Below are 19407 nucleotides of genomic sequence, written 5' to 3' on the forward strand. Positions count from 1 at the left end.
GGATGATCTCCGGTTACAGGCGGGCAACGCCAAAGGTGTTGGGGGACAGCGGCCGGGCCGCCGCTTCAGCGCAGATATCCAGCAACAGGCCGAACAGCGTGCGGGTGTCGCGCGGGTCGATCAGACCGTCGTCCCAGAGGCTGGCAGTGCCATAGAGCGCGGTGGATTGGCTATCGAGCTTCTGCGCGGTCGCCTGCTCAAGCATATCCAGCATCGCCGGGTCGGCGGTCTTGCCGTCCCGGGCGTGTTTGCCTTCGGTGACGATGCGCAGCACCTTGCCGGCCTGCGCGCCGCCCATCACCGCGGTGCGGCTGTTGGGCCAGGCGAAGATAAAGCGTGGATCCAGGCCGCGGCCGCACATCGCATAGTTGCCCGCACCGTAGGAGCCGCCGACGACTAACGTAAGCTTGGGCACGCGGGCGTTAGCCACCGCCTGGATCATCTTCGAACCATGTTTGATCACACCCTGGCGCTCGGCTTCGGTGCCGACCATAAAGCCGGTGGTGTTGTGCAGAAACAGCAGCGGGGTATTGCTCTGGTCGCACAGCTGGATAAATTGCGCGGCTTTGGCTGCACCCTGGGGCGTGATCGGGCCGTTGTTGCCGATCAGCCCGCAGCGGTGCCCATGGATACTCAAATGACCGCAAACGGTTTGACTGTCGAACTCGTTCTTGAACGGCAGAAAGGTCGACGCATCGGCGATGCGGGCGATGATCTCGCGCACGTCATAGGGCGTTTTCGGATCGGCAGGCACGACGCCCAGCAGCTCTTCAGAGTCATGCAATGGCGCCTCCCAGGGCTGGGCGACAGCCTGCGGTAAGCGTTCATTCCACGGCAGGCTGGCGAGAATATCGCGGGCCAGGCGTACGCCGTCGGCGTCATCCTCGGCAAGATATTCCGCGGTGCCGGCGACTTCGGCGTGCATCTGCGCGCCGCCAAGTTGCTCCTCAGTGGCGATCTCGCCGGTGGCGGCCTTGAGCAGCGGCGGGCCGGCAAGGAACATTCGCGCCTTGCCACGTACCACCACGACATAATCCGACAGCCCTGGTTGGTAAGCACCGCCGGCGGTGCTGGAGCCATGCACCACGGTGATCTGCGGGATGCCGGCGGCGGACAAACGCGCCTGGTTGGCAAAAGCCCGCGCGCCTTCGACGAAAATCTCCGCCGCGTAGCTCAGGTTGGCGCCACCGCTTTCTGCCAGCGTAATTATCGGCAGTTTGTTTTCAGCTGCGATCTGCTGCAGGCGCAGTGATTTTTTCAGTCCGCTCGGTGAGATAGTGCCGCCCTTGATCGCGCTGTTGTTGGCAATCACCAGGCAGCGCACCGCTGATACGTAGCCGATGCCGGCGATCAGCCCGCCGCCGGCCAGGGTGCCGTCCTTGTCGTCATGCAGCTTGTAGCCGGCCAGCGCGCAGAGTTCTATAAAGGGGGCGCCGGGGTCCAGCAGCAAACCCAGGCGTTCACGTGGCAATAACTGACCGCGTTGTTCGAAACGCGCCTTGGCCTGCTGGGCCTTGTCCAGCACCTGCTGCTCGACGCTGCGAAAGCTGTCGATGGCGGCCAGCATGGCGTCGCGGTTGGCAGCAAAATCACTGTCAGACGGATTGATTTGCGATTCCAGAATGGGCATATCAGTCACCCTCTTTAAGCACGTCGGGGGTCACTGCGCGGTGGAAACCATCGAAAGGCGCATTGTTTTTTGCTGCCGGCAGCGGCCATACCGCGTTGCCCAGGCTGGCACCGCCATCAATGCGCAAGCTCGCGCCATTGATAAAGGCGGCTGCCGGGGAGAGCAGAAAGATAATTGCCGCCGCCACCTCTGCTTCGGTGCCCAGACGCTTGAGCGGCACGCCGTCTTTCAGGCGCGGGATGATTGCCTTCATGGCGCCGTCATAGGTGTCCATGCCGCTGGAGGCGATCCAGCCTGGGGCGACGGCGTTGACCGTCACCCCGGCATGCGCCCATTCAAACGCAGCGGTCTTGGTGAAGTTATCCATACCGGCGCGTGCTGCGCCCGAGTGGCCCATGCCCGGCATACCGCCCCACATATCGGCGAGCATATTGACGATACGCCCGCCGGTTTTGCACATACTCTGATTGAACACCTCGCGGGCGACCAGAAAGCCGCCGACCAGATTGGTCCGCATAACGGTCTCGAAGCCCTTCTGGCTGATCGCCGCTAAAGGCGAGGGGAACTGTCCGCCAGCGTTATTGACCAGTCCATGAATCGCGCCGTGTTCTTGCACCAGGGTCGTAACTAACTGGCGCACGGATATCTCCTCGCGGATGTCACAGCGCTGCCAGGATGCCCGCCCGCCGTCTTCAATGATTTCGGCGCAGGTGTCTTCCAGTTTCTCCGGCTGCCGACCTACCAGCACCACGTGGGCGCCTAGCGAGGCCAACTCGTGGGCGGTGCAGCGACCGATCCCGCTACCGCCGCCGGTGACTACGATAGTCTGATTTCGAAATAAGTCGGGCTTGAAGATGCTGCTGTAGCTCATTGGTTTTTATCCCGTTATTGTTCTGATCAAGCACGTTGGTCAAGCGTGTTGTTGAAGTAAGTCGGGCGGAATGCTGATCGGGATTTCCAGCAGCTGCTGGGCGAAAGCCTTGCCCTGCGGATCGATGCGCAAGCTGGCCACGCCGCCGCCGCCCAGGCTGTTTTCCAGTAGAAAGTTCAGACTGTGGCTGCCGGGTAGATACCAGCGGGTTACCCGACCGCGCTGCGGGTCCAGTACATGGGCCATCCACTCGGCGACTGCCTGCTCGCTCAGAGCCGCTGCGATCCAGGACAAATACTCCGCTCGCCGGGCCATGACGCCGATATTGCTGTGGTTGCCTTTGTCGCCGGAGCGAGCGACGGCCAGCTGCATCAAGGGCACCTGCATCAGCTTGGCGGTTTCCTTGAGGGGTGGTGCGGGTCCCGTTGCGGTCGATACCGGCCCGGTTGAGACGGCTGCCAGGTCAGGCAGCCCCACCGGCGAGGTCTGCCCATTCAATTGCACGCTGAGTTCGCAATCGGCTTTGTCGATGAGAAAAGAGAACAGTCGAATCATCGGGTATACCGTCGGTCGGCCGCCGACGATGCCGGTCAAGCCCGGTGCCATGCCGGTCGCGGCCTGGGCGATCTCTCGGGAGAACAGCACCAACGCCTGCTTGTTGGTATGGCTGACCGCCATTTTGATCACCACCTCCCGAGTGTCGCCCCGGCGCGCTTGGGGGCCGTAGGTAGCCTCGCTGCCGAGTAGCTCGATATCCACCCGGCGGTAATCTTCCCAGCCACGTTGGCTAAACATCTCTCGGGTTCTGTTGATAATCGCCTGACTGACGCGTTCCGCCTTGGCCACGGCTTCTACCCCGGCCATCAGGCAACTCGCTGTGCACTTGAAACCATCAGGCCAGGTAGCGCTGACTTTGTACTGGTCGGTGGGCGCGCGGCCCTGGGCTCCAGTGACTTCAACCAGATTTTCCGCGGCTTGCCTGAGCTTGACCGCGGTGAAATCGCAGATGACGTCAGGCAGCAGATAGTTACCGGGATCGCCGATTTCATACAGCAACTGCTCGCCTACCGTCAGTGGACTGATCAGCCCGCCACTGGCGGCGGGCTTGCTGATCAATATGCGCCCCGTCTGGTCTATCTCAGCAATGGGAAAACCGATGTGCTCAAAGTCGGGTACTTGCTGCCAGTCGGTAAAGTTGCCGCCAGTGCATTGCGCGCCGCACTCAATCAGATGCCCTGCCAGTGCTGCCTGGGCGAGGCGGTCGTAATCGTCCCAGGCCCAGCCGAACTCATGCACCAGCGGCGCGCTGACCAGTGCGCTGTCGACGATACGGCCGGTGATGACAATATCGGCGCCCTGTTGCAGGGCGGCGACAATCCCGGGTGCGCCCAGATAGGCATTGGCGGAAACGCATACAGCGGGGAGCGGGTCGTCACTGAACATGTCCTTCAGCCCCCGGTTTTTAAGCCTAGGAAGCTGAGGGCGCAGATCGTCTCCCAGTAGCACGGCGATATTCAGGGTTACACCAGCGCGGAGACTGGCTGCCTGGAGGGCGGCTGCACAGGCTTGCGGATTGATGCCTCCAGCGTTACTGATGACCTTGACGCCGCCTGCGGCCAGTTGCGGCAGGAGGGGCTCAAGGACCTCGACAAAGTCGGTGGCATAGCCGGCGTCGATGTTTTTCATCTGGGCGCCGGCCATGATCGACATGGTAATCTCGGCCAGGTAGTCAAACACCAGATAATCCAGCTGCGCGCCATTCACCAACTGGGCTGCCGCAGTGGATGTATCACCCCAGAAGGCACTGGCACAGCCTATGCGTACAGCTTTATTCATGTGCTTCTCCGTTGCAACTGAACTCACCTTACCAAGCAAGCGCTTGGTTTGAAAAGTCATGATGAATAGCGTTTAATGCCTCCCACTGACGTTTGGCGTAAATGCCATCTTTCCTTCCTGAATCTAGAGAGCCTGATGCAGCACAGCGCCCCTGAAAATAACCAAAAAGTACTTGGCGAGCTGATGGCCGCTGGGCTGTTGACCGACCCGGCTACGCCGCGTGGCCGGTTACTGCAAGCCTCCGCACATCTGTTCAGCAGCAAGGGTTTTGAGCGCACCACGGTGCGTGATCTGGCCGCGGCGGTTGGCATTCAGTCGGGCAGCATCTTTCATCACTTTAGAAGTAAAGACGACATTCTGCGGGCGGTGATGGAGGAAACCATTCACCGAAATACTGCGCTGATGCGCGTGGCAATCGAAGGTCTGGAAGACCCGAGGGAGCGCCTGCTGGCGCTGATTCGCTGCGAGCTGCAATCGATCATGGGTGGTACCGGGGAGGCCATGTCGGTCCTGGTCTATGAATGGCGTTCGTTATCCGAAGAAGGTCAGTTACTCATTCTGGGGCTGCGTGATATCTATGAAGGCGTCTGGCTGGATGTGCTGCAGCAGGCTTATGAAACAGGTCTGGTAACGGTGGAACCTTTTGTCCTACGCCGTCTGCTGACTGGTGCTTTATCCTGGACCATCACCTGGTTCAACCCTCAAGGGCAGATGAGCCTGGACGATTTGGCCGAAAAGGCCTTGGAAATGCTGACCTGTTCCGCGAATAAGCATTCGTTTTAGCGTATCGTAAACACTTGCTGGCATTGTGGCATCAGGCCACTTTTATCCATTATGTGTCACGAGTCATGTCGCATTCAAAGCGCCTCTGAACAGATTGCGTTTGGTAAACCCATTTTGAAAACAGTACGTTATTTATTTTTATTGGCTGCCTTGGGGGCTACGCTGCTGCTCTCCGTGCTGGCGCCCAGAGCTTACGCAGAGCCTGTTCAGGTAAAGGTGGGCGGTTACAGTTTTCCACCCTTTGTTAATCGGCCAGCCGACGGGCAGTGGTCTGGTTTGACGCTGGACGTAATAGCCGCCATGAACGCGCTGCAGGACGACTATCAGTTTATGTTTTTTTCTACCTCGGCCAGCCGCCGTTATCATGATTTTGATAATAATCAGTACGACATAATGCTGTTTGAAAGTCCGCACTGGGGCTGGCAAGGCAAGTCGGTTGTTAGCTTGCACGGCCCCGTAACCGGGCGTGAGGTCTTTATTGCCAAGGCCGCCGAGGGTCGCGGGCAGGACTATTTTGCTCAGCGGCAGGGCAAGCGAATAGCCCTGTTCAGCGGTTATCATTACGCTTTTACAGGCTTTAACCCCGATCGAGATTATTTGCGCAAAGAGCATGGGGCAGCGATGACCTTCTCCCATGAAAGCATCATTCAAATGGTATTGCGTGAGCGCGCGGAGTTTGGGGTAGTGACCGAAGCGTTCCTGCAACAGTATCTGGCTCAATACCCGCAGCATCAGGGCCAGTTGCTGGTCAGCGAAAAAGCCGATCAGCATTACCGACACGCACTGATCATGCGTCGGGGCTCGGCTCCCGGCATAAGCTATATGGATGATCTGTTTCAGCAGTTGAGAAACCAGGGTGAGCTCTCACGTCTGCTGGCGCTACATGGCTTAGCTGACGCCGACTGAGTCTGTACGTTTTATGGAAATAGGCTAAAATGCCGCGTCCGTTCAGAGTGAAGCGGACAGGTTGATAGGGGGCACTTATGCCGAACTGCCCTGTCTACCCAGTACTCTCTTCAAAGGATTCCCCATGCAATCAGCTTTTAAAACGTCTTTTGTGGCCGCCCTGATGACGGCCAGTATCGCCTTTGCCGGTGCTCTGCATGCGGAGCCCGAAGAGAAGAAAAAAGGTAAACAGAGCTCGGAAGAAGTGCAGATCGACAACAAGGTCGTCGTCGGCTGGATTGAGAAGGGTCGCATTCTTCCTGAGCACACAGCGGTCAAGATCAAGGTCGACTCGGGCGCGCTCACCTCATCCATGCATGCCGTCAATATTGAAGATTTCAAGCGCAAGGGTAAGCAGTGGGTCCGCTACGACGTCCCGGTGAAGGATGCTGACACTGGCGAATTGATTGAAATGGAGTTCGAGCGCCCGGTCTTCCGGCGCATTCTGGTACGTGGCGCCGGTGGCGAGGATCGTCGTCCCGTGGTCAAGATGTCGATCTGCATGGGTGACCGCGTCTATGAAGAGCAGTTTTCCCTGCGTGATCGCGGCGACATGACCTATCCGGTGTTGATTGGCCGTCGGACTATTGAGCATATCGGCCTGATCGATGTGTCACGCACCTTCATGCTGCCGCTGGAATGCTCCAAATCGGATGAAGAAGAAGAGCGTGACAAGCAGGAACGCATCAAGGATGACGAGGCGTTGGATAGTGACGTCGATGCACCTGAAGAAGTAGAGGAAGAGCACGAAGAGTAATCTTCAGTAGCATACTGACTACGTGCTCTTGACCAGCATGTGGTGAACGTCTTTATTGACTCACCACATGAGGTCATCCGGTACCTGAAAGGCAGCGTAGGGGTCATCCTCTGCCGGGGCCTGCTGTTCCACCTTGGCAATATGCACGGGCCACTGCGGCGCCCGTTCACTGACCTTGTGCGCGATCTCAACCGGGATCAGTTCAAAGTTGCCTGACATCCGAACCACGCCCAGCTGGCCTCGGCTCAACTTGCCAAATTGCTCTTCGGTGACATAGATCTTCTTGATCTTGTTCTTGCTGGCGAACTGGTAGGCGGTCTCACCGCCGGCCCTGTCCAATTTGTTCTGTTCGATCAACTGCTTGGCCTGGGCCTCACGTTCCTTGCGTGCAGCGTCGTCCTTGCGTTGCTGATTGAGGGCGCGGTCGCGCTCGGCCTTCTCTGCACGGGCTTTCTCTACCGCAGCAGCTGAATCATAAGACTTTTCCGGTTCGTTTTTCGCGGCTTTCTTTTTTGCCCGCTGGGCTTGTTTGAGCTTCTTCTCGTCGACCAAGCCGGACTTGAGTAACTGAGCTTGCAGTGAATTGACCATACTGGGGAGCTACCTGCCTCGAGCGGTGAATAATAAAGGGCACATTCTAACGTCAATCCTGCTCTTTTTCCCGCGCTTCCTGTGCTTCAACTTCAGCCTGCCGCGCCTTGATTCGCTTCATTTTTTCCTTGCTGATGGGCATTTTGTAAGCAGTTATGTAGACTTTATAGAGTGCACCCGCGACGGTTAACACCGCGAGTACTACGAATATCCAGCCAATTAAAGACATGAGCATTTTCCTCTGGGCAGTTGTCCATAGCTTCATGATGCTCAACACCCGTTAACAAGGCAAATTATGCTTGCACCCGAGTTGGCCGATACTCTGCGCGGCCGCATGCCCATGCTCTGGCTTAATCCTGGTAGCCGCAGCCTGGAAGATCCTTTATCTCCCGATCTGGTTGATGCCGCTGAGCGGCGGTTGCTGCGTGCCGCCCCATTGCTGGCAAAGATATTGCCCGGCTTGGCTGGTAGCGATGGCCTGATCGAATCGCCGCTAATGGATGCGCAAGCCTTGCGTGATGCGCTGGGCGGTCAGTCACGCTGGCTGTTCAAGGCGGACAACCGTCTGCCGGTCGCGGGCTCGGTGAAAGCCCGGGGCGGGTTTCATGAGGTGTTGGAGTTTGCGGAGCAAGTCGCCCTGAGCCACGGATGGGATGGAGTCAATTTCGCCGACCTGGCTGAGCCGCGCTGGCGCGCCTGCTTTGCTACCTACCAACTGGTGGTGGGTAGCACCGGTAACCTGGGTATCAGCATCGGGCTGATGTCCCGCGCGTTGGGGTTTGCTGCCCAGGTGCATATGTCAGATGACGCCAAGCAATGGAAAAAACAGCTGCTGCGTGACCAGGGCGTAGATGTCGTGGAGCACGCCGGTGACTACGCCAAGGCGGTCGCTGCCGGTCGGGCCATTGCCGAAGCCGATCCGCAGGCGCATTTTGTCGATGACGAGCGCTCTCTTTCGCTATTTTGCGGTTACGCCGTGGCCGGGCGGCGCGTCGCGGCGCAGTTGGCGGAGCAGGGTATCGAAGTTAACGCCGCCAACCCACTTTTGATCTATCTGCCCTGTGGCGTCGGTGGCGCACCAGGGGGCATTACCTATGGGCTCAAGCAGGTGTTTGGTAACAATGTGCACTGCTTTTTTGCCGAACCACTTGAATCGCCCAGCGTGTTGGTGCAACTGGCGTCCGGTGTGCGTGATCCGATGTCGGTGCACGATATAGGGCTGAGTAACCGCACGCTGGCTGATGGTTTGGCGGTAGGCCAGGCCTCAATGCTTGCGTCGACCTGCATGCAGGATCGTCTGGCGGGGGTGTTCACCGTGCCGGATACGTCGCTAGGCTATTATCTCGAGTTGGCCTGGGAAAAGCTGGGCGAGCGCGTCGAGCCCTCGGCAGCGGCGGCCTTTCCCGGACCTGGCTGGATCACCGGCTCGCAGGCGGGCCTGCAGTGGTGTGCCCGGCATCAGGTTGATCCTTCCCGAGCGACCCACATCCTTTGGTGCACGGGCGGCAGTCTGGTGCCTGACGCCGAATTCCAGCAGTGGTTAAGCCAGTAATGGGTGTTCAAGGCCGCATCGAATGTCCAAGCATGCCGATGGTGTAGCTGATCAGCGCATCGGCATCGGGTAGATCCGTGGCCTTTTGATCCGGCTGGCGGGCCTCCATGATCACGCCATGCAGTGCACCACGCAGAAAGTAAGCGGTCATAACCGGATCGGCCACGCGCTCTGGGCTCAGGCTTCCGTCAGCGATGCCCTGTTGCAATACCTCCACCATCAACTGCATGACCTGATTGCCGCAGCCCTGCAGCGCCTGGCTTTGATCGTCCTCGTCAAGCAAGTGCGGAAACGTGCCTGATTGGGTCAGCACGTCAAAATAATCAGGTTCCTCGCAGCTGAACGCATAATAAGCCGCGCCCAGTGCTCCGACCTTCTCTATACCCACGGCATCGGACTGGGCTACCGCGACGAATCTGTCACGCAGCGCCTGCACTGAGCGCAACATGATGCCGCGCATGATCGCGGTTTTGTCTTTGAAGTACACATACAGCAATGCGCGGCTGAGCTGCGCTGTGCGGGCAATTTCATCCATTGAGCATTTGTCGAAGCCTTTACTGAAGAAGGCCTTCTCGGCGGCGTCGAGAATGCTGTCCCGGCGCTCCTGTTTTTCCTGCTCACGACGTTGATCTAGGCTCATAGGTGTTCTTTTCAATCCTGTTCTGTTCTCTTTCATGCTACCTGAGGCGCTCTGAAATACGGCACTCCCGATTTGTTTTACTAGTTTGTTGACAAAGTGTCAATTAATGACAATATGTAAAGCATAGGGTTCCCCTGCGGCCGATATTTTGGAGTACATCATGTCAACGGCAACGGTTAAAGCTAATGCTCTCATACTCGCTCTGCTTACTTCCGTCGTTTTTCTGAACGGTTGCGGGCCTGCTGGCAGCGCGGATGCGGCGGTCGGGGAGCAGCCACATGTGGTGCCGGTACGGGCGGTGGAAGTCACCGGTAGTGTCGCCGCGGAGCCACTGCGCTTTGCCGGCTCGGTGCGCGCCAGAGATCGCGCCAGCCTGACCTTTCAGGTGGGTGGCGTGCTGCGTTCAAGGCAGGTGGAAATAGGCCAGCAGGTGCAGGCCGGCGAAGTGTTGGCCGCGCTTTACAATCCAGAACTGGTGCCTGCGCGTGACGCCGCGCGCGCCCGATTGAATGAATTAAAGGCGCAGGCAGAGCAGGCGCGTCGTGAACAGCAGCGTGGTGAGCAACTGTTCGAGCGCGGCGTGCTATCGACCCAGGAGCTGGAACAGCAGAGCGCCCGATTGGCGGCATTGGATGCTAGCGTTAGCAGTGCCAGGGCCGCGTTGAAACAGAGCGAACAATTGAGTGCAGAAAGCCAATTGCGGGCGCCCTTTAGTGGCCGGGTAGAGGCGCTGCTGGTGGAACCAGGGGAGTTTGTCGCGCCTGGTCAGGCGGTCATGCGGCTGGCTTCATCCAACGGGCTGGAAGTCGAGGTCAGAGTACCTGCGCATCTGATAGGCGATCTGGTGGTAGGTCAAACGTTGCCGGTCTGGTCTAGCCTGACCGGGTCTAGCCTGACTGGGTCGAGCCTGACCGGTTCGCAGGCGGACGGGCGGCAGGCTGTAGGGCGGTTGCTGGAGTTGGGGCAGGGTGCTTCGCAAGCGGGGGTTCTGTACCCGATGGTGGTCAGCCTTGACTCGACTCAGTTCCGCTCCGGCGACGCCGTGGAGGTCGGCATCGAGCGCAAGATGGGCGATGCTTTACGGGTGCCGCTGTCAGCGGTGATGCGCTCCGCCGATGGGTTGGCGGTATTTCAGGTCACCGAGGAGGGCAGGGTCAAGCGCGTAGCGGTCAGCGTGAGCGCAATGCAGGGCGAACAGGCGATTTTAAGTAACAGCCCGCTAAAGCAGGGTGACCAGGTTGTATATGCGGGGCTGACACGCTTGGCCGATGGCGATGCCGTGGAGCTGCTGCCATGAATCTTCTCGGGCTGGTACGCCCGCGGCTGATCAGTCTGGTGGTGGTCATGCTGTGCCTGCTCGGCATAGCCTCATACCTGACCATGGCCCGCCAGGAAGACCCGAGCTTTCCGCACCGTGCCGGGCTAATTACGGTGGTTTACCCCGGCGCGACGGCTGAAGCAGTAGAGCGGCTGGTGCTTGAGCCGTTATCAGATGAGCTATCCCAGGTTGAGGAGCTGGAATATTTTACCGCCACCGCGCGCACGGGTGTGGCGCTCATCAGCCTCAATCTCGAAGATGCGATCTACGATACCGACTCCGCCTGGGATCGGGTGCGCCAGGCAATGACGCGCGCCGAACTGGAGTTTCCCGGCGGTGTGGCGCAGATCTCCCTTGACGATCGCATGATCGATATCCCCGCCGTGGTGTTGGCCGTGCGCGGCGATGCCTCGCTGGTGCATCTGGGGCTGGAGGCGGAACGCCTCAAACGCGCGATGCTGGATATTCCCGGTTTGTCGCGTATTGATCTGGAAGGCAAGGCCGACGAGCAGGTCACCATCGCCCTGCGTGATGCGCAGATGAGCCGCCTAGGCATTTCCCCTGCCTATCTGGCATCGATCCTGGCGCAGCGCAACCAGGTTATTCCCGGTGGCTTTGTGGTCTCCGGTGACAAGCGCATGGGCCTGCTACCCAATAGCGAATTTGTCAGTATTGATGCCCTGCGCGGTACTCAGATTCCCTTGCCGGAGGGCGGCGAAATACCGCTGGAGGCCATCGCCGATATCTGGCGAGGCCCTCTGGAGCCTGCCCAGCCGAAAGCCTGGTTCGACGGCGAGCAAGCGGTCATCGTCAGCCTGACAGCGGTCAGGGGTCAGCTCGATGCGATCCGTTTCGGGGAGCAGGTGCGTGAACGCCTCGAGCAGTTGCGGCCCGAGTTTGCGCCGTTGCATATAGAAGAGATGTTCTTTCAGCCGGATCAGGTAAAGGAGCGGCTGGACGGGCTGGAGTGGAACCTGCTCGGCAGTGTGCTGATCATCGTGCTGGTGGTGTTTGTCGGCATGGGCTGGCGCATGGGCATTCTGGTCGCCACCATGCTGCCGATGGTCGCCCTTATCAGCCTGGGCATTTACGATCTGGGCGGCGGCATACTGCATCAGATTGCGGTAATCGGTATGGTCATTTCGCTGGGCATTCTGATTGATAACGCCATCGTCATGGTCGAGAACGTGCAGGATCGGCTCAACCGTGGCGAATCGCGCGCTCAGGCCGTTCGCCATGCCATCGCTGAGCTGGCCGGGCCTTTGGGCGCCTCGACAGCGACAACCCTGGCAGCTTTTACGCCCTTGCTCCTGGCCAAGGGTGGCACAGCCGATTTTACCCGGGGCATTCCGGTGATGATCATGCTGACGCTGACGGTCAGTTACCTTCTGGCGATAGGCGTTGCACCCTTGCTCGCCGGCCGTTTTCTCAAGCCAACGCAAACACGCTCTAGCCGGGTGATGGAAAATATAGGCAATGGCCTTGCCCGACTCAGTACCGGCTCGCCGGTGTGGATGATCCTGCTTGGCGCGGTTATGGTTTGCCTGAGCCTGGCTTTGCTGCCGCAGTTGAAACTGCAATTTTTCCCCAATGCCGATCGGCCGTTGGTGGTGGTCGAACTGTATATGCCGGAAGGCACCGATCAGCAGCGTACTGAACAAGTGGCCGCTGAGCTGGAGAGTCGGATACGTCAACGGCCCCAGGTGACGCAGGTGCATCGGTTCGCCGGGTCTGCCGGTCCGAGCTTCTATTACAACCTGACGCGTGCACCCCAGGCGCCTAACCGGGCGCGCATTGTTATTCATACCGAGGATCTGGCCGCCACTAACGGCATCATCCACTGGGTCCGCGAGCATGTGGCCAATAGCATGCCGGAGCTGGATGTGGTCGCCAGTACCCTGGGCCAGGGTCCGCCGCGGGCGGCGCCGGTCGAGGTGCGGCTCTATCACCCTGACGACAACGTGCGCATAGCCGCCGCCGAACAGGTGTTTGCGCTGCTCAAGGGCAGCGTGGGCGCGGTGGATGTGCGGCATGATATCGATCTGGGTGTGCCAATGTTGCGCGTTGACGTGGACGATGCCCTGGCGGCGCGTTACGGCCTGACCCGGGCTGATGTTGCCCAGGCATTGAATACTCGCAGCCTGGGTCTGACCGTTGAGCAGTATCGCCAGGAGCGCGACCCGCTGCCGCTGGTGCTGCGCTCGCCAGAGGGCACGCGGCAGTCGCTGGAGCGCTTGATGTCAGCCAGCGTATTCAATGACGAGGGCGAGTCGATTCCGTTGACGGCATTGGCGCGTATCCAGCCGGGCTGGCAGCCAGCGGGCATCCGCCAACGCAACGGGGTGCGGGTGTATACCGTTACCGCGGGCCTGGAGGACGGTTACAGTTTCAGTCAGGTGCTTGATCAGATGTATAGCGGGCTGGCCGAAACACCGCTGCCAGCCGGCGTGCGGCTGGAGCTGGGCGGTGACAGCGAGGGCTCCGGTGATGCCAACAGCGCGATCTTCACCACCGCGCCCGTGGGTATGCTGTTACTGCTGTTTTTCCTGCTACTGCAGTTCAACTCCTTTCGCCGTGTCGGCATCATTTTGCTCACTGTACCCCTGGCTGCAGTGGGGGTGTTTCCGGGTCTGGTATTCTCCGGTTCACCGTTCGGCTTCCAGTCGGTACTGGGAATTATCGCGCTGGTGGGGATTGTGGTGAACAATGCCATTGTGCTGATCGATGTGGTGGATCAACGTCTGGCAGAGGGTATGGATATCAAAGAAGCGGTCTACGAGGCGATAGTGCGTCGTACGCGCCCGATCCTGTTGACCACGGCTACGACCATCGCCGGGTTGCTGCCGCTGGCATTCTCCTCCTCCACATTATGGCCGCCGATGGCCTGGGCAATTATTTCCGGTTTGCTGGCCTCTACGGTACTCACCTTGCTGGTTATTCCGGCGGTATGCCGCCTGGTATTGAAGGCGCCCGCGAGTTCGTCATTAGCGATTGAGAGCCATGCTCAGACATCGAATGAATAACTGCGCTAACTGCTTGACTGGCTTCGCAGAATGTTTACAATGCGCGCCTGTTCAGACGGACGGGTTAGATTGAATTGGCGCTTGCGCCAGCCAATTGACCTCAGCCGCTGTACCGATGCGCAGCGGTAGTTCAGTTGGTTAGAATACCGGCCTGTCACGCCGGGGGTCGCGGGTTCGAGTCCCGTCCGCTGCGCCATCTTGTAGAAGCCCCGAGTAGCGATACTCGGGGCTTTTTTTCGTCTTGCCATAAGCCCTCGGGACCCGCCTGGGTATGCATCCGCTAATCCGCAGGCGTAGACTCGTCTGACCTGTCCCCGTGCGAGTGATGCATTGCAAAGCCTTTATATTCTTCAGCTCACAGCAGTTAGCTTCCTGTTCGCCTGGCGCCACTTGCCCGAGCCGTACTTGGGATGGTTGTTGCTGCCGGTCTGGGCGGTGGCTGGCTACTTGATCTTTGCGTCAAGCATCGAAGCCGCACGCCTGCGCCGCAGCGCCTGGTTGAACCAATACCTGATGGCTGATTCGCTATGGCATGTGCGGCTGCGTGGTGGTTGGCTGCTGAGTGGCTGGCATCTGCTGCTGTCATCGGTACTGGCGCTGTTCATGCTGGTCAAGCTGCTGTGGCTGAGCCCCTGGTTATGGCTGATGTTGCTGCTCAGCCTGCCACTGCTGTGGTGGCTGGACATCAACCTCCGACGCCGGCTGCAAAGCCATGTAAAGCCCCCGCTACTTGATGCCGTGAGTCGCCGCCTGCTGGTACCGCTGGGTGCTGCGCTGCTGTTGTGCGGTTATCTGTTGGTGTCGCTCAGTCTCTCGCAGCCGAATATGCAGGGCATGGGCTGGATTGATGCGCTGGGCAGGCATATGCAGGATACCCAGAGCAGTCTGCCGCTGCTCGCGCTCAGTGAAAGAGGCCACCAGGTACTGGAGCTGAGCGTGCAGTGGGCGCTGCAGAATACCCTGGGTGATGCTGATAACAGCGGTATCCTGGGTGTGCTGGCGTGGAGTTTGCTGTTGATCAGTGGTAGCGCCTTCATCTGGGCCTGGATGCGTATGCTTACTGGCATTGCCACGCTTCGCAGCAAGCCCGCTGGCGTGTTGGATGCTGATAACCAAGCCAGCCATAGGCAGGCCGCAACAACGCAGGAGCGAGGGTGAAACGTCTTTCTGCAAGCCGTTGGGTCAAACCGCTGGCCATGCTGGTGATGGTGGCGTTGCTGTTCGCCGGCTTGACTGCGGGCGTGCGTTTGCTGCAGGAGCGGGCCAGCGACAATCAGCTGTTTGCGGTGCTGATCAACGATCAGCAACTGGTCCTCGACGGTGCAACGCTGAGCCGGTTCAACGCCGACCTGTCGCGCCTCAGCACTCAGCAACGCCGCCATGCGGACAGGTATATTCAGCAGTGGCTGGACCGCTGGCTGGATGACAGTTTCGCGTTGGCACATCAGGCGTTGCCCGGTTATCTCGACTGGTATTATTCGATGCCCGGTTCCTACAGTCGTCTTTACTATGCGCTGAGTGGGGATCTGGATGACTATCTGCAACGGCGCCTGAACACTCACTTACTGAAGCAGTCGGGATTGGACGCCAGGCTAGCGGCGCTGGAGTCCGAACTCGATACCGAGCTTTCCCGGGTGTTGGCGGAGCAGGCAGACGTAGTGCGCCGACAGTTGCTGGTTATCTATGCCCAGCAGCAGCCTGCTGCGCCTGCCAGAGAAAGGGCGATTGAGTTTAATCTTAACGTCGATGCTGCGTTGCAGCGTGGCTTCAGCCCTACAGAGGCGGACCGCCAACGCTGGCGAGTCAGTTCCCAGGCGTCCATGGTGACTGGTACCGGCGCCTTTGTATTGCTGGCGCGTCGCGCGCTGGTGCCGAGGCTGATGGCGCTTTCATCCATGCAGGCGGCCCGTCGCGTATTGGCGGGCTTTGCCGTGCGGTTGGCGCCGCGTATGGCCTTGGCGATTACGGCTGGCGGTAGCGCGGCGGCGGTTACTGCGCCTACTGGTCCCGGAGCGCTGGTGGCCGGTGGGGTGGCTTTTGTCACGGCCGCAGGCACCATTGTGATAACCGATTTTGCCCTGCTCAAGGCTGAAGAGATGCTGTTGCGCGATGAGAAGCAGCAACAGATCAGTGATGAGTTGCTCGCCAGTCAGGTAGCACTGCGTGAACAGCTGCGCGCACAACTGGAAGAGGCGGGCAGCGCTTCGCAGGCATTTATTCAGCAGACTCTGGCGCGCAGTTACGATCAGTCCGGTGTCGAACAGCGCTTTCATATTCTCGGTCGTCCCGCCCCGGGCTCCGCCGCCGATCGCTGACAGACCCGAAACCGATACCTCTTCTTTTGGTCCCTTCTTCAGGCATGAAAATTGCCTTGTTTAACCTGAGGTCTTAGCAGCTTAACCGCGTCATCTGGAGGGCAGACATGGCGAGTGCGTTGGATTTCATGCTCGCCGCCCGGCGTAGCGAGATGCAGGGTCTACGCAGTCTGGAGCTGACCTGCGAACTGGTCGGCTGCATCGGCCGTTTGATCCATGCACTGCAACGCGAGCGCGGCTTCTCGAATATTTATCTGGGCAGCCACGAGGAACGTTATCGCGCTGGCCTCGACGACCTGACCGCAGATAGCCAGCGCATGCAGCAACAGGTAGTTGAGTGCTTCGCCCGTATTGATCTGGAGTCTGGCTGCGGGGCTGACAAGGCGCGGCTGTTCAACCATATCGCTTATGTACTGCACTATTTCGAGAGTTTTGCGGAATTACGCCGGCGGATTCGCTTGCAGCAGATTCTGCCCATGGACGCGACCCGCGCCTTTAGCCGGCCTATAAAGGGGCTGTTGAATGTGGTGTTCGAGGCAGCCGATACGGCCGTCGATCCGCAAATTACCCGCCATCTGGTCGCGCTATTCAACTTTATGCAGGGCAAGGAGCTGGCTGGGCAGGAGCGGGCGGCGGGGGTCGCCGGGTTCACGCTGGGCTATTTCGATCCTGCAGCGCAGGCGCATCTGGGCTTTCTGGAGGACGCGCAAAAACGCTGCTTCGAGATTTTCAATGACTATGCAGAGCCGGGTCTGCGCCGGCTATGGCGCAACTTATGCGCCGATCAGACGGTCGTCGAGCTGGGTAAGTTGAGGCAGATTGCTCTGCGCTCTTCGCAGGCTTCTCCCATTGCCCCTGCGCTGGCGGAGATCTGGTTTGAGCTGGCCAGCCAGCGCATTGATGTGATGAAACAACTCGAAGATCAAATGACCGAGCACCTGCACAGCCAGTGTCAGCGCAAGATCCTTCAAGCCCAATCGGATCTGGATAACCATCGGGCGTTGTTGAAACGCCTGGCTAGCCTTGATGAAGACGCCAGCCTCCTGGCCACCCGGGTTTTCAACCTGCAGTCGACCGATCTGGATGCGTCAGACACTCTGGGAGGCCAGCTCAATCGCTCGGTGATGGATGTGTTGCATGCCCAGAACCTGCGTTTGCAGGCGTTAGGCGTCGAGCTAGAAGAAGCTCGCCGGTCGTTGAACGAGCGCAAGCTGATTGATCGCGCCAAGGCGCTGTTGATGAAGCAGCACGGGCTCACCGAAGACGCGGCCTACCGCATGTTGCAGAACGCGGCCATGGAGCGCAGCCAGCGACTTGCTGATGTGGCGCAGCATCTGCTCAATTACGCCGAGCTGCTGCAGGGCAAAGCGAAGCTCTGATTGCAGGTGCTCCCCGCCACCGAAACGCACCTGCTCAGCGCATTCGCAACCCGCTCGCCCCGTTACTGTGCGAGCGACCCGGCACTTTCCGCGATTAGCCCAGGCACTAACCTCTTCGATAACCAGAAGTCTTTGTTTTTGCAATGATTCAGTTTTTTGGCACGCATTCTGCTTTGTACCGGTAGGCCTGAGTTATCGACACTGGCCTCTACATATGAATATGGGCAACGGCGTCCACCCGAGTTTCGAGCTATTTATCGAAACCTGCGTGTACGCCGTTTTTTTTGTGCTTTTTTCAGGGGATTGAGCAATGGATGACAACACCACCAAGGACGCCAAAGGCGCTCCGAGCATGATCAAGCGTCGGGACTTTCTCAAGTACTCCATAGCGGCTGTCAGTGGTGCTGCGCTGTTCAGTTCCTTGCCGCCGGGCATGCGCACAGCGGCTTGGGCCGCCGGCAGCGATGGGGTGGAAACCACCAAGGCGAAATTGGGCTTTATTGCTCTGACCGACGCGGCGCCGCTGTTTGTAGCCGATGAAAAAGGCTTCTTCGCCAAGCACGGCATGACCGATGTAGAGGTGCTCAAGCAGTCTTCCTGGGGTACCACGCGAGACAATCTGGTGCTGGGCTCTGCGCGTAACGGCATCGACGGCGCACACATCCTCACGCCCATGCCGTATCTGATCACCACCGGGGCGATGACCGCGAACAATATCCCCACGCCCATGTATATTCTCGCCCGCCTGAATCTGGGCGGGCAGTGCATATCGGTAGGGCAGGAATACGCAGACCTGAAGCTGGGCGTGGACAGCCAGCCATTCAAGGCGGCTCTGGAGGCTAAGAAGGCCACCGGCAAGCCGGTCAGCGCGGCAATGACCTTCCCCGGGGGAACCCATGATCTGTGGATGCGCTATTGGCTGGCTGCCGGCGGCATCGATCCGAACAGCGACATTTCCACCATCGTCGTGCCCCCAGCGCAGATGGTCGCCAACATGAAAGTTGGCAGCATGGATACCTTCTGCGTCTGCGAGCCGTGGAACGAGCAGTTGATCAACCAGAAGATCGGCTATACCGCGCTGACCACCAGCGAGTTGTGGCATAACCACCCGGAAAAGGCGCTGGGCATGCGCGCCGACTGGGTAGATGCCAACCCCAATGCCGCCCAGGCATTGCTCAAGGCGGTCATGGAAGCGCAGATGTTCTGCGAAGACCCGGCCAACCGCGAAGAAGTGGCGAAGATCTGCTCCAAGCGCCGCTGGATCAATGCACCGTTTAACGACGTGGTTGAACGCATGAAGGGCAACTTCGACTACGGCAACGGCAAGGTGGTCGAGAACAGCGACAACCAGATGCGTTACTGGAAAGACAACGCCTCCTATCCGTACAAGAGCCATGACAAGTGGTTCATCACTGAAGATATCCGCTGGGGTTATCTGCCCCAGGATCTGGACATGGACGCGCTGGTCGACAAGGTCAACCGCGAAGACCTCTGGCGCGCAGCCGCGACCAGTCTGGGGGTGCCGGCGGAGCAGATTCCCACCTCGACCTCGCGCGGCGTTGAAACCTTCTTCGACGGCAAGACCTTCGACCCGGAAAACCCCATGGCCTACCTCGATAGCCTGGCTATCAAGGCCATGAGCTGAACATGACGTCAGATTCAATGAGGGGCTTGCCCATGAACGCCAATGTAAAGATTGATGCTGCTAATGCGCTGGAGCTAAAGCCAGACCCGCGGCATAACGTCGAATTGCCGGCCTGGCTGCAA

General features: G+C 59.3%; 16 protein-coding genes and 1 tRNA gene. 11 read left to right on the top strand and 6 right to left on the bottom strand.

The annotated features are described in order from the left end of the window. Nucleotides 1-13: 13 nt before the first annotated feature. The 3 genes from atuC to DT594_RS13710 are packed head-to-tail and all read right to left on the bottom strand — an operon-like array spanning nucleotide 14 to nucleotide 4337. Nucleotides 14-1630 carry a geranyl-CoA carboxylase subunit beta gene (gene atuC, locus DT594_RS13700; RefSeq protein WP_149333206.1) on the bottom strand — a complete coding sequence of 539 codons (1617 nt, stop codon included), beginning with the start codon at nucleotides 1628-1630 and terminating at the stop codon, nucleotides 14-16. Between the two features lies 1 nt (nucleotide 1631). Then, nucleotides 1632-2501 carry an SDR family oxidoreductase gene (locus tag DT594_RS13705; protein WP_149333207.1) on the bottom strand — a complete coding sequence of 290 codons (870 nt, stop codon included), beginning with the start codon at nucleotides 2499-2501 and terminating at the stop codon, nucleotides 1632-1634. A gap of 39 nt (nucleotides 2502-2540) precedes the next feature. Then, a complete protein-coding gene (locus DT594_RS13710) occupies nucleotides 2541-4337 on the bottom strand; it encodes an acyclic terpene utilization AtuA family protein (protein ID WP_149333208.1) in 1797 nt (598 codons plus the stop codon). A 135-nt stretch (nucleotides 4338-4472) separates the two neighbouring features. Here DT594_RS13710 and DT594_RS13715 point away from each other — a divergent pair, with 135 nt between their 5' ends. The 3 genes from DT594_RS13715 (at nucleotide 4473) to rloA3 (ending at nucleotide 6822) form a co-directional block, all read left to right on the top strand. After that, nucleotides 4473-5120 carry a TetR/AcrR family transcriptional regulator gene (locus tag DT594_RS13715; RefSeq protein WP_149333209.1) on the top strand — a complete coding sequence of 216 codons (648 nt, stop codon included), beginning with the start codon at nucleotides 4473-4475 and terminating at the stop codon, nucleotides 5118-5120. A gap of 114 nt (nucleotides 5121-5234) precedes the next feature. Further along, nucleotides 5235-6026 (top strand): substrate-binding periplasmic protein, encoded by a 792-nt coding sequence (locus tag DT594_RS13720; protein ID WP_178091527.1) that lies wholly within the window; start codon nucleotides 5235-5237, stop codon nucleotides 6024-6026. A 124-nt stretch (nucleotides 6027-6150) separates the two neighbouring features. Next, the gene (gene rloA3, locus DT594_RS13725) at nucleotides 6151-6822 is read left to right on the top strand and encodes a retropepsin-like aspartic peptidase RloA3 (protein ID WP_231703218.1); all 672 of its coding nucleotides are present in this window, start codon (nucleotides 6151-6153) and stop codon (nucleotides 6820-6822) included. Nucleotides 6823-6882: 60 nt separating this feature from the next. Here rloA3 and DT594_RS13730 read toward each other — a convergent pair whose 3' ends face one another. Both DT594_RS13730 and DT594_RS13735 read right to left on the bottom strand, forming a co-directional pair. Continuing rightward, entirely contained in the window at nucleotides 6883-7413 is a 531-nt protein-coding gene (locus DT594_RS13730; protein WP_149333211.1) for a DUF2058 domain-containing protein, read from the bottom strand. A gap of 52 nt (nucleotides 7414-7465) precedes the next feature. After that, complete coding sequence (locus DT594_RS13735) at nucleotides 7466-7642, bottom strand: DUF2897 family protein (protein WP_096344821.1); 177 nt, start codon at nucleotides 7640-7642, stop codon at nucleotides 7466-7468. Between the two features lie 66 nt (nucleotides 7643-7708). Between DT594_RS13735 and DT594_RS13740 the strand changes: the two genes are divergently transcribed. Then, nucleotides 7709-8965, top strand: a complete 1257-nt coding sequence (locus DT594_RS13740) for a D-serine ammonia-lyase (RefSeq protein WP_149333212.1) — start codon at nucleotides 7709-7711, stop codon at nucleotides 8963-8965. A gap of 7 nt (nucleotides 8966-8972) precedes the next feature. On the opposite strand, the gene DT594_RS13745 is transcribed toward DT594_RS13740, so the two are convergent. After that, a complete protein-coding gene (locus tag DT594_RS13745; RefSeq protein WP_096344819.1) occupies nucleotides 8973-9605 on the bottom strand; it encodes a TetR/AcrR family transcriptional regulator in 633 nt (210 codons plus the stop codon). Between the two features lie 160 nt (nucleotides 9606-9765). Here DT594_RS13745 and DT594_RS13750 point away from each other — a divergent pair, with 160 nt between their 5' ends. From DT594_RS13750 to DT594_RS13780, 7 genes are all read left to right on the top strand, one after another. Next, on the top strand, nucleotides 9766-10902 hold the full coding sequence (locus tag DT594_RS13750; RefSeq protein WP_149333213.1) for an efflux RND transporter periplasmic adaptor subunit: 1137 nt from the start codon (nucleotides 9766-9768) through the stop codon (nucleotides 10900-10902). Next, nucleotides 10899-13946 carry an efflux RND transporter permease subunit gene (locus DT594_RS13755; RefSeq protein ID WP_149333214.1) on the top strand — a complete coding sequence of 1016 codons (3048 nt, stop codon included), beginning with the start codon at nucleotides 10899-10901 and terminating at the stop codon, nucleotides 13944-13946. The genes DT594_RS13750 and DT594_RS13755 overlap by 4 nt, the downstream gene beginning before the upstream one ends. Before the next feature lie 119 nt (nucleotides 13947-14065). Continuing rightward, a tRNA-Asp gene (locus DT594_RS13760) sits at nucleotides 14066-14142 on the top strand. A gap of 194 nt (nucleotides 14143-14336) precedes the next feature. Then, nucleotides 14337-15104 (top strand): hypothetical protein, encoded by a 768-nt coding sequence (locus DT594_RS13765; RefSeq protein WP_149333215.1) that lies wholly within the window; start codon nucleotides 14337-14339, stop codon nucleotides 15102-15104. Continuing rightward, the gene (locus DT594_RS13770) at nucleotides 15101-16261 is read left to right on the top strand and encodes a hypothetical protein (RefSeq protein WP_149333216.1); all 1161 of its coding nucleotides are present in this window, start codon (nucleotides 15101-15103) and stop codon (nucleotides 16259-16261) included. Before DT594_RS13765 ends, DT594_RS13770 begins: the two co-directional genes overlap by 4 nt. A gap of 107 nt (nucleotides 16262-16368) precedes the next feature. Then, nucleotides 16369-17640 carry a nitrate regulatory protein gene (locus DT594_RS13775; RefSeq protein WP_149333217.1) on the top strand — a complete coding sequence of 424 codons (1272 nt, stop codon included), beginning with the start codon at nucleotides 16369-16371 and terminating at the stop codon, nucleotides 17638-17640. A gap of 310 nt (nucleotides 17641-17950) precedes the next feature. Beyond that, complete coding sequence (locus DT594_RS13780) at nucleotides 17951-19285, top strand: CmpA/NrtA family ABC transporter substrate-binding protein (protein ID WP_149333218.1); 1335 nt, start codon at nucleotides 17951-17953, stop codon at nucleotides 19283-19285. Nucleotides 19286-19407: the final 122 nt, after the last annotated feature.

It is taken from the genome of Halopseudomonas laoshanensis (genome assembly GCF_008365385.1).
In the GTDB taxonomy this organism is placed as follows: Bacteria; Pseudomonadota; Gammaproteobacteria; order Pseudomonadales; family Pseudomonadaceae; genus Halopseudomonas; species Halopseudomonas laoshanensis.

What these genes read in the sequence shown, in the direction of transcription:
- DT594_RS13780 (WP_149333218.1), top strand. Translation starts at nt 17,951, where the DNA reads ATGGATGACAACACCACCAAGGACGCCAAAGGCGCTCCGAGCATGATC.
- DT594_RS13715 (WP_149333209.1), top strand. Translation starts at nt 4,473, where the DNA reads ATGCAGCACAGCGCCCCTGAAAATAACCAAAAAGTACTTGGCGAGCTG.
- DT594_RS13755 (WP_149333214.1), top strand. Translation starts at nt 10,899, where the DNA reads ATGAATCTTCTCGGGCTGGTACGCCCGCGGCTGATCAGTCTGGTGGTG.
- DT594_RS13710 (WP_149333208.1), bottom strand. Translation starts at nt 4,337, where the DNA reads ATGAATAAAGCTGTACGCATAGGCTGTGCCAGTGCCTTCTGGGGTGAT.
- DT594_RS13745 (WP_096344819.1), bottom strand. Translation starts at nt 9,605, where the DNA reads ATGAGCCTAGATCAACGTCGTGAGCAGGAAAAACAGGAGCGCCGGGAC.
- DT594_RS13750 (WP_149333213.1), top strand. Translation starts at nt 9,766, where the DNA reads ATGTCAACGGCAACGGTTAAAGCTAATGCTCTCATACTCGCTCTGCTT.
- DT594_RS13705 (WP_149333207.1), bottom strand. Translation starts at nt 2,501, where the DNA reads ATGAGCTACAGCAGCATCTTCAAGCCCGACTTATTTCGAAATCAGACT.
- DT594_RS13740 (WP_149333212.1), top strand. Translation starts at nt 7,709, where the DNA reads ATGCTTGCACCCGAGTTGGCCGATACTCTGCGCGGCCGCATGCCCATG.
- rloA3 (WP_231703218.1), top strand. Translation starts at nt 6,151, where the DNA reads ATGCAATCAGCTTTTAAAACGTCTTTTGTGGCCGCCCTGATGACGGCC.
- DT594_RS13730 (WP_149333211.1), bottom strand. Translation starts at nt 7,413, where the DNA reads ATGGTCAATTCACTGCAAGCTCAGTTACTCAAGTCCGGCTTGGTCGAC.
- DT594_RS13775 (WP_149333217.1), top strand. Translation starts at nt 16,369, where the DNA reads ATGGCGAGTGCGTTGGATTTCATGCTCGCCGCCCGGCGTAGCGAGATG.
- DT594_RS13735 (WP_096344821.1), bottom strand. Translation starts at nt 7,642, where the DNA reads ATGTCTTTAATTGGCTGGATATTCGTAGTACTCGCGGTGTTAACCGTC.
- atuC (WP_149333206.1), bottom strand. Translation starts at nt 1,630, where the DNA reads ATGCCCATTCTGGAATCGCAAATCAATCCGTCTGACAGTGATTTTGCT.